Below are 13,802 nucleotides of genomic sequence, written 5' to 3' on the forward strand. Positions count from 1 at the left end.
ACGGGCCGCTTTCGTTCTGCAACCTAGAGGAGGTCAGCATGACTACACGCGCAGTTATTACCGTTGCCGATGGCGTCGAGGACATCGAATGCGTGACCCTGATCGATGTGCTGCGCCGTGCCGAAATCGAGGTGGTGGTCGCCAGCATCGAAGGTCGGCGGATGATCACCTGCGCCCGCGGCACCCGCCTGACCGCCGATACCATGCTGGTCGACGTGCTGGCCCAGGACTTCGACCTGGTCGTGCTGCCCGGCGGCATGCCCGGCGCGCAGCGCCTGGCCGAGCATGAGCCGCTGGCCGAGCGGGTACGCGAGCAGGCCAAGGCCGGCAAATTGTTCGCCGGTATCTGCGCGGCGCCGGCGGTGGCGCTGCAGCCATTCGGCGTGCTCAAGCAGCGGCGGATGACCTGTTACCCGAGCTTCAGCGAGCGTCTCAGCGGCTGCACCTTCGTCGATCAGCCGGTAGTGGTCGACGGCAACTGCATCACCAGCCAGGGCCCGGGCACCGCCCTGGAGTTTGCCCTGACCCTGGTCGAACACCTGCGCGGCAAGGGCACGCGCAAGCAGGTGGCCGAGGCCATGCTGGTCGGCTGAGCCGCGCCTGGTCTGCAGCCCCGCTACGACCCTAAGCGCAGCGGGGCCGGGGCGCTGGCGAGCTGTGCGGGCGAGTTCTGCTTGAGCAGGGTCGTCAGATGGCTGTCGCGACGGGCAATGAACTGCCACAGGCGTTCGCGGTAGTCTGCCGGGGCGGCGTGGCGCACTGAGGGCCGCATGGCCAGCGCCTGGCGCCAGCGCTGCACCTTGCTCAAGCCGGCAAAGATGCCGAAGTCGGTGATCCGTTCGAATACCTGCCAGTAGCGAAACACCGGGGCAAAGGCCGCATCCACCAGGCAGAAATTCGCGTCGGCGAACCAGGGCCCGCTGCCGAGTTCGGCCTCCAGCTGCTCGAAGCGGCGGCGCAAGGCCTGGCGCTGAGCCTCGAACGCATCGGCGTCGGCGGCATTGTAGAAACGCGCGATGTCGTTCAAAACGGCCGAGGCGAACTCGACCCAGGCCCGATGGCGGGCACGCTCGAAGGCGTCCAGTGGGTGCAGGGGTGGGGCCAGGGTCTCGTCGAGGTACTCGGCGATCACCGCCGACTCGAACAGCACGCCGTGCTCGCTGCGCAGCAGCGGTACCTTGCCGAGCGGCGAGAGGGCGAGGAACCAGGCCGGTTTGTCGGCCAGGTCGATGTCGCGGCGGCGGAAGTCAACGCCCTTTTCCGCCAGGACGATGGCCGCGCGTTGCACATAGGGGCACAGCGGATGGCTGATCAGTTCGAGGGCAGCTTTCATGAGGTGGCTCCTGCGGCCTTCAGGGCCAGGGGACCATCGCCGAGCAGCGCGTGCACCAGTGTCATCACGGCGAGGAACAGGGGGTATTCCCAACCGCCGTCGGGGTTGGAAAACACCCAGCCGTTGCCGGCATGGATCAGCAGCGCGCCGAGCAGGATCGGCAACAGGGCCAGCGACACCCAGCGGCCGTAGATGCCCAGCAGGATCAGCAGGCCGCCGATTGTTTCGGCGAGAATCAGCGGCAGGGCCAGGGCGGATGGCAGGCCGATAGCGGCCAGCCAGTTGCCGAGGCCGACGACGCCGAAGGTGAGCAGTTTGAGAATAAGGCCGTGACTGATCCACATGCCGGCCAGGCCAATGCGCAGCAGTAGGCTGGCCGCGGCTGGGTTGCCGAGGAAGTTGAATGTACGCATGACAGAAGTCCTGTGTGCAGCAGGCGAGAGTGCCTGTGCACAGAGTCTGGGCTTTGCAATTTGGCGGATAAATTCGCAATATCTGCGGAACGATTATGCGGATTTGCATAGATGGACTGGAGCGACCTGCAGTATTTCCTCACCGTGGCCCAGGGCGGTTCGATCAGCCAGGCGGCGCGCGCCCTGCGGGTCAACCACAGCACCGTGCTGCGCCGCTTGCAGCGTCTGGAGGCGCAGCTCGGCGTGGCCCTGTTTCAGCGCCTGGCCGGGGGCTACGTGCTGACCCAGGCGGGCGAGGAACTGGCCGGTCGGCTCGGCGGAGTGGGCGAGCAGATCGACGGTGCCGGCCGGCAACTGCTGGGTCAGGACCAGCAGGTTCGTGGCAGCATCCGCCTGACGTCCACCGACACCCTGTTCCACAGTCTGCTGACGCCGTTGCTGGCCGAGTTCCAGCGTCTGCATCCGCAGGTGTCCCTGCAACTGGTGATCAACAACAGTTTCCTCAGCCTGACCCAGCGCGAGGCCGACATGGCCGTGCGCGGCAGCAATCGGCCGCCGGACAACCTGATCGGCCGCTGCGTCGGACGGATCCAGACGGCGGTGTATGCCTCGCGTGCCTACCTGGCCGACAAGCCGACGTCGCTACCCTGGGCGGAGCACCTGTGGGTGGGCGCGGACGAGTCCTTGGCACATCTCGAACAGAGTGCCTGGTTGGCCGCCCAGGTACCCGATGAGCGAGTGCTGACGCGCAGCGACAGCCTGGTCGGGATGCTCGAGTGCGTGCGTCAGGGCATGGGCGCCGGCCTGTTGCTCTGCCCACTGGCGCAGGCGCATGCCGAGCTGGTGCGCCTGGCCGACGCCGAACCGGCGCTGGACACCCAGGTCTGGCTGCTCAGCCATCCGGACCTGCGCAAGGTGGCGCGCATTCGGGCGCTGAGCGATTTTCTCTACCAGCGCCTGAGTGCCGACCCGCGCCTGGTGCACTGAGGGCGCAGCGCTAGCGCGGCGCCTCGGCGATCTCTTCGGGTTCCTGCAGTTGGTCGCGCCGGGCCAGGTTGGGAAACAGCTTGATCCAGGTGCCGGTGACCAGCAGGGTGCCGACGCCGCCGAGCACCACCGCCGGCACAGTGCCGAACCAGTGCGCGGTGAGGCCGGATTCGAATTCGCCGAGCTGGTTGGAGGCGCCGATGAACAGGCCGTTGACCGCGCTGACCCGGCCGCGCATCTCGTCCGGGGTGTGCAACTGCACGAAGGCGCCGCGAATCACCATGCTGATCATGTCCGCCGCGCCGAGAATTACCAGCACCGCCAGGCTGAACCAGAACGAGGTAGACAGGCCGAAGGCGATGGTCGCCACGCCGAACACCGCCACCGCAGTGAACATGATCCGCCCGACCTGACGCTCGATGGGAAAGCGCGCCAGCCAGAACGACATCAACAGGGCGCCGACCGCCGGCGCCGAGCGCAGCAGGCCGAGGCCCCAGGGCCCGGTGAGCAGGATGTCCTTGGCGAACACCGGCAGCAGGGCAGTGGCGCCGCCGAGCAGTACGGCGAACAGGTCGAGGGAGATGGCGCCGAAGATATCCCGGCGGCTGCGGATGTAGCGGATGCCGGCGAGCAGCGAGTGCAGCGAGGCGCGCTCCTTGCGCAGCGCTGTTTGCCGTGCCGGCAGGCTGAGCATCAGGCTGCAGGCCAGGACATACAGCAGCGCGGTCGGCGCATACACCCACAGGCTGCCGAAGGCATACAGCAAGCCGCCGAGCGCCGGCGCGGCGATGGTCGCGGTCTGCATGGCCGAAGCCGAGGCGGCTACCGCGGCGGGAAACAGCGCCTTGGGCACCAGACTGGGCAGCAGCGCCTGGGTCGCCGGCATCTCGAAGGCGCGGGCGCTGCCGAGCAGGAAGGCCAGGATGAAGATCAGCTCGCGGGTCACCGCGCCGCTGCTGCTGCCCAGCACCAGGGCGATGGCGATCAGCGCCTGGCCGGCCTGGCACAGGGCGGCGATCTTGCGCCGGTCGTAGCGGTCGGCGACATGCCCGGTGTGCAGCATGAACAGCACGCGCGGGAGGAACTCGGCCAGGCCGACCAGGCCCAGGTCGAGCACGTTGCCGGTCAACTGATACAGGTGCCAGCCGATGGCCACGGTCAACATCTGAAAGCCGCTGGCGGTGCACACGCGGGCCAGCCAGAAGGCGATAAAGGGACGCTGGTGACGCAGCAGCAGTTTGCCGTGAACGGACATGGTAAGTGCTTAGCAGGCTAACTAATGATGCGCTAGCTTAGCATGGCCGACGGCCAGGCCAGTCGCCTCGCGCGACAAATAACCACAGCTTCAAGTGCGTGCGATGGCGTTACTCTTTTAGCATTGATTGATCCAGGTCAAGGCCCGTTTGCCTTGGCCTGGGGGCTGCTTGGCCCACCCGCCGTTTGCCTGCATGACAAGAACGATTGCGCCGCAATGCGCTCCAACGTCTGGAGCTCGCACCAGGCTGTGCCCCGAATAATCTGACTGAGGAAGTTCTATGTTCGGCTTAGAGGCTCTAGATCTCGCCCGAATCCAGTTTGCCTTCACCATCTCCTTCCACATCATCTTCCCGGCCATCACCATTGGCCTGGCCAGTTACCTGGCGGTGCTGGAAGGCTTGTGGCTGAAGAGCGGGCAGGAGGTGTACCGCGATCTGTACCACTTCTGGTCGAAAATCTTCGCCGTCAACTTCGGCATGGGCGTGGTCTCCGGGCTGGTCATGGCCTATCAGTTCGGCACCAACTGGAGCGCCTTCTCCGACTTCGCCGGTGCGATCACCGGGCCGCTGCTGACCTACGAAGTGCTCACCGCCTTCTTCCTCGAGGCGGGTTTTCTCGGCGTCATGCTGTTCGGCTGGCACCGTGTGGGGCCGGGGCTGCACTTCTTCTCCACGGTCATGGTGGCGATCGGCACCCTGATCTCGACCTTCTGGATTCTCGCCTCCAACAGTTGGATGCATACCCCGCAGGGCTTCGAGATCATCGATGGGCGGGTGATTCCGGTGGACTGGCTGGCGGTGATATTCAATCCGTCCTTCCCCTATCGCCTGGCGCACATGGCCACGGCGGCCTTCCTCTCCACCGCGTTCTTCGTCGGCGCCTCGGCGGCCTGGCACCTGCTGCGCGGCCGGGACAACCCGGCGCTGCGCAAGATGCTCTCGATGGCCCTGTGGATGGCCCTGCTGGTGGCGCCGATCCAGGCGATGATCGGCGACTTGCATGGCCTCAATACCCTCAAGTACCAGCCGGCGAAGATCGCCGCGATCGAGGGTCACTGGGAAAACCACGGCGACGAGCCGACCCCGCTGATCCTCTTCGGCTGGCCGGACATGCAGCGCGAGGAGACCCGCTTCAAACTGGAAATTCCCGCCCTCGGCAGCCTGATCCTGACCCACAGCCTGGATCAGCAGGTGCCGGCGTTGAAGGAGTTTGCCCCCGAGGATCGCGCCAATTCGACGGTGGTGTTCTGGACCTTCCGGGTGATGGTCGCCCTGGGCCTGCTGATGATCCTCACCGGTCTCTGGGGTTTGTGGCTGCGCAGTCGCGGCAAATTGTTCGAGAACCGCGCGTTCCTGCATCTGGCGGTCTGGATGGGGCCGTCCGGGCTTATTGCCCTGCTCGCCGGCTGGTTTACCACCGAGATCGGTCGCCAGCCCTGGGTGATTCATGGCCTGATGCGCACCGCCGATGCGTCTTCCGGGCACGGGCTGGTGCAGATGAGCCTGACCCTGACGTTGTTCGTGGTGGTGTATTTCGCCCTGTTCGGCGTGGGCCTCGGCTACATGATGCGCCTGGTGCGCAAGGGCCCGGTCACCGGCGAAGGTCTGGAAGTCGTCGAGGGCGGTCCAGGGCAGCAGCATACGCCATCGCGTCCGTTGTCCGCGGCCGAGGAAGATCTGCACGAGAACGGCAGCGACAGACTGTCTGAGAGGAGCTGAATATGGGCATCGATCTTTCCTTGATCTGGGCCGTGATCATCGCCTTCGGGGTGATGATGTATGTGGTGATGGACGGTTTCGACCTGGGCATCGGCATCCTCTTCCCCTTCGTCAAGAGTGACGGCGAACGCGATGTGATGATGAACACCGTGGCGCCGGTGTGGGACGGCAACGAGACCTGGCTGGTGCTCGGTGGCGCGGCGCTGTTCGGCGCCTTTCCGCTGGCCTACGCGGTGGTCTTGAGTGCGCTGTACCTGCCGTTGATCTTCATGTTGCTGGGGCTGATCTTTCGCGGTGTGGCGTTCGAGTTCCGCTTCAAGGCCAAGGCCGCCAAGCGGCACATCTGGGACAAGGCGTTTATCGGCGGCTCGCTGACCGCGACCTTCTTTCAGGGGGTGGCGCTGGGCGCCTACATCGACGGCTTCCCGGTGGTGAATCGGGCCTATGCCGGCGGCGCGTTGGACTGGCTGACGCCGTTCTCATTGTTCTGCGGCCTGGCGCTGATCGCCGCCTACGCCTTGCTCGGTTGCACCTGGCTGATCATGAAGACCGAAGGCCGCCTGCAACAGCAGATGCACGACCTGGCGCGGCCGCTGGTGTTCGTCCTGCTGGCGGTCACCGGCGTGGTCAGCCTGTGGACGCCGCTGGCGCACGCCGAGATCGCCGCGCGCTGGTTCAGCCTGCCCAACCTGTTCTGGTTCATGCCGGTGCCGTTGCTGGTGCTGCTGTGCACCTGGGCGCTGTTGCGGGCGGTGGCGCGCAACGCCAACTACGCGCCGTTCCTGCTGACCCTGATCCTGATCTTCCTCGGCTACAGCGGCCTGGGCATCAGCCTGTGGCCGAATATCATCCCACCGTCGGTGTCGATCTGGGACGCCGCCTCGCCGCCGCAGAGCCAGGGCTTCATCCTGGTCGGCGCACTGTTCATCATCCCCTTCATCCTGATGTACACGGTCTGGAGCTATTACGTGTTCCGCGGCAAGGTGCGGGAAGAGGATGGCTACCATTGAGGCGCGGGGCGATGAGTGAGTCGGGCGAGAAGAAGCCGCTGTGGCAGCGCCTCGGTTGGCTGCTGCTGATCTGGGCCGCCAGCGTGCTGGCCCTCGGCGTGGTGGCCGGGCTGCTGCGGCTGTTTATGACGGCGGCGGGGCTGGGTACGCCATGAACCGCTGGCGTAGGGTGGGTTAGGCGCCTGTCCGGATTGCCGAGGCTGCGCCAATTTTTGTTGCGCCGTAACCCACCATGGGGGCAACCCGGACTCCTGTCTGGTGGGTTACGCGGCGCTTCGAGTTCTCTGTCTGCCGTGGGATTGCTGCCCTGCGCCGCTAACCCACCCTACTTGATCGCCTTGAGCACCACGAACTTCGGCGTGGCCGCGACCTGCTCGACGCCGCGAAACAGCTTCTTGAGCTTGGCGTGGTAGCCCAGGTGGCGGTTGCCGACTATCCACAGCTCGCCGCCCTTGACCAGGGCCGCGCGGGCTTGCTGGAACATGCGCCAGGCGAGGAAATCGCCGACCACCTGCTGCTGGTGGAACGGCGGGTTGCACAGCACCAGGTCCAGTGACTCCGCCTCCTGCTCGGCCAGGCCATCGCCGGCGCGAATAGTCACCGGGCGCTCGCCCAACGCCGCGCGCCAGTTCTGCGCCGCCGACTGCACGGCCATATAGGACTCGTCGACCAGGGTCAGTTCTGCCTGCGGGCTGGCCAGGGCATAGGCGATGCCCAGCACGCCATTGCCGCAACCGAGATCGGCCGCGCGGGTGCGCCCCAGGTGCTTGGGCAGGTGCGGCAGGAAGGCTCGGGTGCCGATGTCCAGGCCTTCGCGGCAAAACACATTGGCATGGTTGAGCAGTTCCAGCTGCGGTTGCTCGAGGTGGTAACGGGTTGGGTAGGGCGATGCCGGCGCGGTTTTTGTCTCAGGCGTGGCCACGAGCAGGCGGGCCTTCTTCACCGCCAGCGAGGCCTGCACCGGACCTATGTACTGCTCCAGCAGATCGCCGGCGGCGCGCGGCAGGTGCTTGACCATGGCGGCGGCGATCACCTGGGCGTCAGGCGCCAGTTGGCCGTGCAGGCGAATCAGTTGTTCTTCGAGCAGGGCCAGGGTCTTCGGCACGCGAATCAGCACCCGATCGAACGGCCCCTGCGCGGTTGCACTGGCCGGCACGAAGCTCACCGCGTCAGTCGGCAACTGGTTACGCCCCAGGTTGATCTGCAAGCCTAGTTGGCCCAGGTAGGAGTCGCCGCTGCTGACGACTTGTGCATGACCAGCCAGGCTGGCGGCCAGGGCGCCGAAGCTGTCGTTGAGCACCAGCCCCCGGGTCGTCGCCGGCAGCTCTTGCTCGTGCAGATAGTTGAGCAGGTACTCGTCGGCGGCATCGAAGGCCTGCAACGGCTCGGCCTGTTGCTCGGGTTGGCGGATCAGCTCGAGTTGGGCATAAGGTGTAACGAATATAGGCATATGGACTGCTGGTGGTGGTCGAGGACGCTTTGCAGGCGGTGGGAAAACTACTGCGCTCGGCTATACGGCGTTGGAGGCAGACAAAAAATGCTCATTTACTGCGGGTAAATTGCGCTTTTTTGTCTGCCTCCGTCTCATCTAGCCTTCGCTCGTGACGTTTTCACACCGCCTGCTTTGCGGGACACTGTAGCTGTCCCGATAAACGATGGGAGCGAAGTATGACCGTCAGCGAAGAGAAGTTCACCCGGCAAACCCTGAGCGAGGTGCGGGTCTGGTCGCCGAGCCTGTTCAGCCTGCGTTGCTCGCGTGATCCCGGCTTTCGCTTTCGCGCCGGTCAGTTCGCCCGCCTGGGCGTGCGCAAGGCGGACGGCTCTGTGGTCTGGCGCGCCTACTCGATGGTTTCGGCGCCGCACGACGAGTTTCTCGAGTTCTTTTCCATCGTCGTGCCCGGTGGCGAATTCACTTCCGAGCTGAGCCGGCTCAAGGCCGGCGATAGCCTGCTGGTGGATAAACAGGCGTTTGGTTTCCTCACCCTCGAGCGTTTCGCCACCGGGCGTGACCTCTGGCTATTGGCCAGTGGCACCGGCCTGGCGCCGTTCCTCTCGCTATTGCAGGACTTCGAGGCCTGGCAACGCTTCGAGCGCATCGTTCTGATCTACAGCGCGCGCACGGCCAGCGAACTGGCCTATCAGCCCATGATCCATGGGCTCAGCCAGCTGGAGCACCTGGCCGACTACGCCGACAAACTGACCTACTTGCCCTTGGTCACCCGGGAGCATGCCCCAGGCTGCTTGCATGGGCGCATCACCACCTTGCTGCAAAGTGGCGAACTGGAGCGCGCGGCCGGCCTGGCGCTGGAGCCCGAGCACTCGCGGCTGATGCTGTGCGGCAACCCGCAGATGATCGAAGACACCCGCACGCTGCTGAAACAGCGCGACTTGCAGTTGAGCCTGACCCGACGCCCGGGACAGGTGGCGGTAGAGAATTACTGGTAGTCCGCTGCGCCGCAGCCATAGAAACGGCGCCGTTGAGCGCCGTTTCCTAGCCGAGGTTGTCGGCCTATTTCGCTTGCTGGGCCTTGAGCAGGTCGCGGATTTCGCTGAGTAGCTGCTGATCCTGGGTCGGTACCGCTGGTTTGGTCGGGGCGGCCGCTTCTTCACGCTTGAGCCTGTTGATCACCTTGACCCCCATGAAGATGGCGAAGGCGACGATGAGGAAGTCGAGGATGCTCTGCAGGAACTTGCCGTAATTCAGGGTCACCGCTTGGATGTCGCCTTCGGCGGCCTTGAGCACGATCGCCAGGTCGGAGAAGTCCACGCCCCCGATCAGCAAGCCGATGGGCGGCATGATCACGTCGCCGACGAAGGAGCCAACGATGTTGCCAAAGGCCGCGCCGATGATGATGCCTACGGCCATGTCGACCACGTTGCCTTTGACCGCGAAGGTTTTGAACTCACTCAAGACACTCATGGCTAGATATTCCTTATAGGTGGTGTCGGTGAGTGTAATTCACTGGTACGGGCTTGCCAGTTGGGGTTTACAGGGGCGTGGGTAGCCTAGGCCAGAGGCGAAACCCGCTCACCGAGCAGTGGTTTCCGCCAGGGAGACCGGCGGGCCGCTGGGGCGGCGCTTTCGCCAATCGATGGGCTAGTCTGATAGAAGAAACCCTCAGGAGTCTCCGTCATGCCGCTCGAATATCACCCACTGTCCCGCGAGTTTCCCGATCAGCAAAACGCTCTGCGCAGCCTGCTGCAGAGTAATGCGCATTTCTCCAGGCTGGCCGAGGAGTACCAGACGCTGGATAAGCGCATCTATGAGGCCGAAGACGGCCTGGCCAATCTGGACGACTTGGTGTTGCAAGGTTTGAAGTTGCAGCGCGTGGCGCTCAAGGACGAAATCGCCGGGCTGCTCAAAACTGCTGGCAGCTGAGCGACCGCAGCGGCCAACAGCTCGGCTATCATGCCGCTTTTGTCGACACGGGACCGGCTAGCCATACAGGCTACGAGGTGCGCCCGAACGAGGAGCGGAGATGGCCAAGGCCAAGCGTTTGTACGGCTGCACCGAGTGTGGTGCGACGTTTCCCAAGTGGGCCGGCCAATGCGCTGAGTGCGGTGCCTGGAACACCCTGGTGGAAACCCTGCTGGAGGCCAATACGGCGACGCCGAGCGGGCGTACCGGCTGGACCGGTCAGCAAGCGCAGGTCAAGACCCTGGCGGAAGTCAGTGTCGAGCAGGTGCCGCGCTTTTCCACCGCCTCCGGCGAGCTGGACCGGGTGTTGGGCGGTGGTCTGGTGGACGGCTCGGTGGTATTGATCGGCGGTGATCCGGGTATCGGCAAGTCGACCATCCTGCTGCAGACCCTGTGCAATATCGCCACACGCATGCCGGCGCTGTACGTCACCGGCGAGGAGTCGCAGCAGCAGGTGGCGATGCGCGCCCGGCGCCTGGGGCTGCCGGAAGACCAGCTCAAGGTGATGACCGAGACCAACATCGAAACCATCATCGCCACGGCGCGCCTGGAAAAGCCCAAGGTGATGGTGATCGACTCGATCCAGACGATCTTCACCGAGCAACTGCAATCGGCCCCCGGCGGCGTGGCCCAGGTGCGTGAGAGCGCGGCGCTGCTGGTACGCTTCGCCAAGCAGAGCGGCACGGCGATCTTCCTGGTCGGCCACGTGACCAAGGAAGGCGCCCTGGCGGGCCCGCGCGTGCTCGAGCATATGGTCGACACCGTGCTGTATTTCGAGGGTGAGTCGGACGGGCGCCTGCGCCTGCTGCGCGCGGTGAAGAACCGTTTCGGCGCGATCAACGAGCTGGGCGTGTTCGGCATGACCGATAAGGGCTTGAAGGAGGTCACCAATCCTTCGGCGATCTTCCTCACCCGCGCCCAGGAAGAAGTGCCGGGCAGCGTGGTCATGGCCACCTGGGAAGGCACCCGGCCGATGCTGGTCGAAGTGCAGGCCCTGGTCGACACCAGTCACATGGGCAACCCGCGCCGGGTCACCCTGGGGCTGGATCAGAACCGCCTGGCCATGCTGCTGGCCGTGCTGCACCGCCACGGCGGTATCCCCACCTACGACCAGGACGTGTTCCTCAATGTGGTCGGCGGGGTCAAGGTGCTGGAGACCGCCTCGGATTTGGCCTTGATGGCGGCCGTCATCTCCAGCCTGCGCAACCGACCGCTGCCTCATGACTTGCTTGTATTTGGCGAGGTCGGCCTGTCCGGTGAAATCCGTCCGGTGCCGAGCGGCCAGGAACGCCTGAAAGAGGCGGCCAAGCATGGTTTCAAACGCGCCATCGTGCCCAAAGGCAACGCACCGAAAGAAGCACCCGCCGGGTTGCAGGTGATCGCGGTGACGCGCCTGGAACAGGCGCTGGACGCCTTGTTCGAGTAGCGCAGCCTAGGCTTGGATTTCGTTGGGGCGGTCAGCCGGCTCCGCCGTCCAGTCGTGGGCAACGCTGGGAAGGTGGTTCAGCCAGCGATTGCGGGACTGGCTGCATCCGGCGTGGCGGCCAGCAGAGTGGAGGTTTCCAGGGAGGGCTGGTGTGAAATTCAGCTCTCTTCGCTGAGCGCCGCCAGATCGCGCTCCAGCAACTGCTCGTCGCCGAGATTGAGTTCGACCAAGCGGCGTAAGTGACTGATCGAATCGAGGTCGATATGCGTGCAGACGAAGCCCAGCAGTTGCTCTTGAATACGTGTCAGCACCATTTCCATGCGCACCTGGGTCTCACCGCCCAGCTCGACGCAGGCCAGGAAGGGTTGGTGCGGCGCGCCGTCCCAGTCCTCCGGTCGTTTGATCAGCAAGCCCTTGAGTGACACGTCGAGCAGCTCGACACTCCAGCTCTGCGTGCCCTGCACGATTTCGGTGGGTGCGTCGAAGGCGATGCGGTGAAAACGCCGACGCTCGTTAGATGTTTCACTCATGGGAAAACTCCTGGGCGATTCTACCCACTATAGCGGGGCTGGCGGTGGGGGCAAACAGGCGGTCCGCAGTGGAGCATGACCAGATACCTGATCACCAACCGGCTGATTCTCAAGTTGGTACCTGCATGCTTGGCTGCGTCTGGCCCGGTTTGCTCGTGGGCTGTTGTTGCCCTAACAGGGCGGCGCGCAAAAATGCGGCATAAAAGACTGATGAGCAAGTGCCGTGCGCAAGCTGAGCGTTGCTCAGGTGGCGTGCCGCTCGGCTGACTCGCTCAAGGGCCCGTTGCTTTGCAGCGCTTATGAAAAAGCCCGCCGAGCGGCGGGCTTCCGTGTTCCAGGTGTCAGATCAGGCGCCGTAAACCGGGAACTTGGCGCACAGCGCCTTGACCTGCTCACGCACGCGGTCGACCACCGACTCGTCGCCCAGGTTGGCCAGGATCTCGCAGATCCAGCCGGCCAGCTGGCGGCACTCGCCTTCCTTGAAACCACGGGTGGTCACGGCTGGAGTGCCGATGCGCAGGCCGGAGGTAACGAACGGCGAACGCGGGTCGTTCGGCACGCTGTTCTTGTTGACGGTGATAAAGGCACGACCCAGGGCGGCGTCGGCATCTTTACCGGTGATTTCCTGCTTGATCAGGCTGAGCAGGAACAGGTGGTTCTCGGTGCCGCCGGAAACCACGTCATAGCCGTTGTCGATGAACACGCTGGCCATGGTCTGGGCGTTCTTCACCACCTGTTGCTGGTAAGCCTTGAACTCGGGCTGCAGGGCTTCCTTGAAGCACACCGCTTTGGCCGCGATCACGTGTTCCAGCGGGCCACCCTGGCCGCCGGGGAACACCGCGGAGTTGAATTTCTTCTCCAGCTCTTCGTTCTTGCGCGCGATGATCAGGCCACCGCGCGGGCCACGCAGGGTCTTGTGGGTGGTGGTGGTGACCACATCGGCGAACGGCACCGGGTTCGGGTAGACGCCAGCGGCGACCAGGCCGGCGACGTGCGCCATGTCGACGAACAGGTAGGCGCCGACCTTGTCGGCAATGGCGCGGAAACGCGGGAAGTCGAGAACCTGGGAGTAGGCCGAGAAGCCGGCGATGATCATCTTCGGCTTGTGCTCGACGGCCAGGCGCTCGACTTCGGCGTAGTCGATCAGGCCATTGCCGTCGATGCCGTACTGTACGGCGTTGTACAGCTTGCCGGAGAAGCTGACGCTGGCGCCATGGGTCAGGTGGCCGCCATGCGCCAGGCTCATGCCCAGTACGGTGTCGCCGGCGTTGAGCAGGGCCATGTACACGGCGGCGTTGGCTTGCGAGCCGGAGTGCGGCTGGACGTTGGCATAGTCGGCGCCGAACAGCTGTTTGGCGCGGTCGATGGCCAGCTGCTCGACCACATCGACGTATTCACAACCGCCGTAGTAGCGCTTGCCCGGATAGCCTTCGGCGTACTTGTTGGTCAGTACCGAACCCTGGGCTTCCATGACCGCCGGGCTGGTGTAGTTCTCCGAGGCGATCAGCTCGATGTGTTCTTCCTGGCGCTGGGCTTCCTGCTCCATCGCGGCAGACAATTCGGCGTCGAAACGGGCAAGGTTCAAATCACGGCTGAACATAGGTAATCCCCTGAGAAAAGTCAGTTGGGCGGTTGAAAGAGGGAGCGAATTCTAACGCATCCGGGCTCGGCGGGCATATGAAGCTTGGTCATGTAGCGGGCAAGCGCGAC

The 13,802-nt window shown here is 64.6% G+C and carries 15 protein-coding genes; 8 read left to right on the forward strand and 7 right to left on the reverse strand.

Annotation, left to right across the window (positions count from 1 at the left end; genetic code table 11):
* Window positions 1-38: 38 nt before the first annotated feature.
* Entirely contained in the window at window positions 39-593 is a 555-nt protein-coding gene (locus tag FBY03_RS16715) for a DJ-1 family glyoxalase III (protein ID WP_147173489.1), read from the forward strand.
* A 23-nt stretch (window positions 594-616) separates the two neighbouring features.
* Here the strand turns inward: FBY03_RS16715 and FBY03_RS16720 are convergent, their stop codons facing one another.
* Window positions 617-1,333 carry a glutathione S-transferase family protein gene (locus FBY03_RS16720; RefSeq protein ID WP_147173490.1) on the reverse strand — a complete coding sequence of 239 codons (717 nt, stop codon included), beginning with the start codon at window positions 1,331-1,333 and terminating at the stop codon, window positions 617-619.
* Window positions 1,330-1,746, reverse strand: a complete 417-nt coding sequence (locus FBY03_RS16725; RefSeq protein WP_147173491.1) for a DoxX family membrane protein — start codon at window positions 1,744-1,746, stop codon at window positions 1,330-1,332. The genes FBY03_RS16720 and FBY03_RS16725 overlap by 4 nt, the downstream gene beginning before the upstream one ends.
* Window positions 1,747-1,857: 111 nt before the next feature.
* On the opposite strand from FBY03_RS16725, the gene FBY03_RS16730 reads away from it, so the two are divergent.
* Window positions 1,858-2,733: a LysR family transcriptional regulator gene (locus tag FBY03_RS16730; RefSeq protein ID WP_147173492.1), complete on the forward strand. Its 876-nt coding sequence runs from the start codon at window positions 1,858-1,860 to the stop codon at window positions 2,731-2,733.
* Between the two features lie 10 nt (window positions 2,734-2,743).
* Here FBY03_RS16730 and FBY03_RS16735 read toward each other — a convergent pair whose 3' ends face one another.
* Complete coding sequence (locus FBY03_RS16735) at window positions 2,744-3,988, reverse strand: MFS transporter (RefSeq protein WP_147173493.1); 1,245 nt, start codon at window positions 3,986-3,988, stop codon at window positions 2,744-2,746.
* Window positions 3,989-4,268: 280 nt separating this feature from the next.
* On the opposite strand from FBY03_RS16735, the gene FBY03_RS16740 reads away from it, so the two are divergent.
* Genes FBY03_RS16740 through FBY03_RS16750 form a run of 3 tightly spaced genes read left to right on the forward strand, consistent with a single transcriptional unit; the run spans window position 4,269 to window position 6,873 of the window.
* Window positions 4,269-5,708, forward strand: a complete 1,440-nt coding sequence (locus tag FBY03_RS16740; RefSeq protein ID WP_147173494.1) for a cytochrome ubiquinol oxidase subunit I — start codon at window positions 4,269-4,271, stop codon at window positions 5,706-5,708.
* 2 nt (window positions 5,709-5,710) lie between these two features.
* A complete protein-coding gene (cydB, locus tag FBY03_RS16745; RefSeq protein WP_147173495.1) occupies window positions 5,711-6,718 on the forward strand; it encodes a cytochrome d ubiquinol oxidase subunit II in 1,008 nt (335 codons plus the stop codon).
* Window positions 6,719-6,729: 11 nt separating this feature from the next.
* A complete protein-coding gene (locus FBY03_RS16750) occupies window positions 6,730-6,873 on the forward strand; it encodes a DUF2474 domain-containing protein (RefSeq protein ID WP_147173496.1) in 144 nt (47 codons plus the stop codon).
* A gap of 170 nt (window positions 6,874-7,043) precedes the next feature.
* Here the strand turns inward: FBY03_RS16750 and FBY03_RS16755 are convergent, their stop codons facing one another.
* Window positions 7,044-8,168 carry a class I SAM-dependent methyltransferase gene (locus FBY03_RS16755; RefSeq protein ID WP_147173497.1) on the reverse strand — a complete coding sequence of 375 codons (1,125 nt, stop codon included), beginning with the start codon at window positions 8,166-8,168 and terminating at the stop codon, window positions 7,044-7,046.
* 218 nt (window positions 8,169-8,386) lie between these two features.
* On the opposite strand from FBY03_RS16755, the gene FBY03_RS16760 reads away from it, so the two are divergent.
* Window positions 8,387-9,163: a ferredoxin--NADP reductase gene (locus FBY03_RS16760; RefSeq protein ID WP_147173498.1), complete on the forward strand. Its 777-nt coding sequence runs from the start codon at window positions 8,387-8,389 to the stop codon at window positions 9,161-9,163.
* A 64-nt stretch (window positions 9,164-9,227) separates the two neighbouring features.
* Here FBY03_RS16760 and mscL read toward each other — a convergent pair whose 3' ends face one another.
* Window positions 9,228-9,638 (reverse strand): large-conductance mechanosensitive channel protein MscL, encoded by a 411-nt coding sequence (mscL, locus tag FBY03_RS16765; protein ID WP_147173499.1) that lies wholly within the window; start codon window positions 9,636-9,638, stop codon window positions 9,228-9,230.
* A gap of 213 nt (window positions 9,639-9,851) precedes the next feature.
* Between mscL and FBY03_RS16770 the strand changes: the two genes are divergently transcribed.
* Together FBY03_RS16770 and radA are read left to right on the forward strand one after the other, a co-directional pair.
* Window positions 9,852-10,097, forward strand: coding sequence for a YdcH family protein (locus tag FBY03_RS16770; protein WP_147173500.1), 246 nt, complete (start codon window positions 9,852-9,854; stop codon window positions 10,095-10,097).
* A 100-nt stretch (window positions 10,098-10,197) separates the two neighbouring features.
* A complete protein-coding gene (radA, locus tag FBY03_RS16775; protein ID WP_147173501.1) occupies window positions 10,198-11,562 on the forward strand; it encodes a DNA repair protein RadA in 1,365 nt (454 codons plus the stop codon).
* Between the two features lie 158 nt (window positions 11,563-11,720).
* Here the strand turns inward: radA and FBY03_RS16780 are convergent, their stop codons facing one another.
* Window positions 11,721-12,092 (reverse strand): PilZ domain-containing protein, encoded by a 372-nt coding sequence (locus tag FBY03_RS16780; RefSeq protein WP_147173502.1) that lies wholly within the window; start codon window positions 12,090-12,092, stop codon window positions 11,721-11,723.
* Between the two features lie 346 nt (window positions 12,093-12,438).
* A complete protein-coding gene (gene glyA, locus FBY03_RS16785) occupies window positions 12,439-13,692 on the reverse strand; it encodes a serine hydroxymethyltransferase (RefSeq protein WP_147173503.1) in 1,254 nt (417 codons plus the stop codon).
* Between the last annotated feature and the right edge of the window lie 110 nt (window positions 13,693-13,802).

Origin of the sequence: Pseudomonas sp. SJZ079, from assembly GCF_007993865.1 — a bacterium.
In the GTDB taxonomy this organism is placed as follows: Bacteria; Pseudomonadota; Gammaproteobacteria; order Pseudomonadales; family Pseudomonadaceae; genus Aquipseudomonas.

Bases quoted from the DNA above. Each gene is read 5' to 3' on its own strand.
- FBY03_RS16760 (WP_147173498.1), top strand. From the start codon at position 8,387: ATGACCGTCAGCGAAGAGAAGTTCACCCGGCAAACCCTGAGCGAGGTG.
- radA (WP_147173501.1), top strand. From the start codon at position 10,198: ATGGCCAAGGCCAAGCGTTTGTACGGCTGCACCGAGTGTGGTGCGACG.
- FBY03_RS16780 (WP_147173502.1), bottom strand. From the start codon at position 12,092: ATGAGTGAAACATCTAACGAGCGTCGGCGTTTTCACCGCATCGCCTTC.
- FBY03_RS16770 (WP_147173500.1), top strand. From the start codon at position 9,852: ATGCCGCTCGAATATCACCCACTGTCCCGCGAGTTTCCCGATCAGCAA.
- FBY03_RS16720 (WP_147173490.1), bottom strand. From the start codon at position 1,333: ATGAAAGCTGCCCTCGAACTGATCAGCCATCCGCTGTGCCCCTATGTG.
- glyA (WP_147173503.1), bottom strand. From the start codon at position 13,692: ATGTTCAGCCGTGATTTGAACCTTGCCCGTTTCGACGCCGAATTGTCT.
- cydB (WP_147173495.1), top strand. From the start codon at position 5,711: ATGGGCATCGATCTTTCCTTGATCTGGGCCGTGATCATCGCCTTCGGG.
- FBY03_RS16750 (WP_147173496.1), top strand. From the start codon at position 6,730: ATGAGTGAGTCGGGCGAGAAGAAGCCGCTGTGGCAGCGCCTCGGTTGG.
- FBY03_RS16755 (WP_147173497.1), bottom strand. From the start codon at position 8,168: ATGCCTATATTCGTTACACCTTATGCCCAACTCGAGCTGATCCGCCAA.
- FBY03_RS16725 (WP_147173491.1), bottom strand. From the start codon at position 1,746: ATGCGTACATTCAACTTCCTCGGCAACCCAGCCGCGGCCAGCCTACTG.
- FBY03_RS16740 (WP_147173494.1), top strand. From the start codon at position 4,269: ATGTTCGGCTTAGAGGCTCTAGATCTCGCCCGAATCCAGTTTGCCTTC.
- FBY03_RS16715 (WP_147173489.1), top strand. From the start codon at position 39: ATGACTACACGCGCAGTTATTACCGTTGCCGATGGCGTCGAGGACATC.
- FBY03_RS16730 (WP_147173492.1), top strand. From the start codon at position 1,858: ATGGACTGGAGCGACCTGCAGTATTTCCTCACCGTGGCCCAGGGCGGT.
- mscL (WP_147173499.1), bottom strand. From the start codon at position 9,638: ATGAGTGTCTTGAGTGAGTTCAAAACCTTCGCGGTCAAAGGCAACGTG.
- FBY03_RS16735 (WP_147173493.1), bottom strand. From the start codon at position 3,988: ATGTCCGTTCACGGCAAACTGCTGCTGCGTCACCAGCGTCCCTTTATC.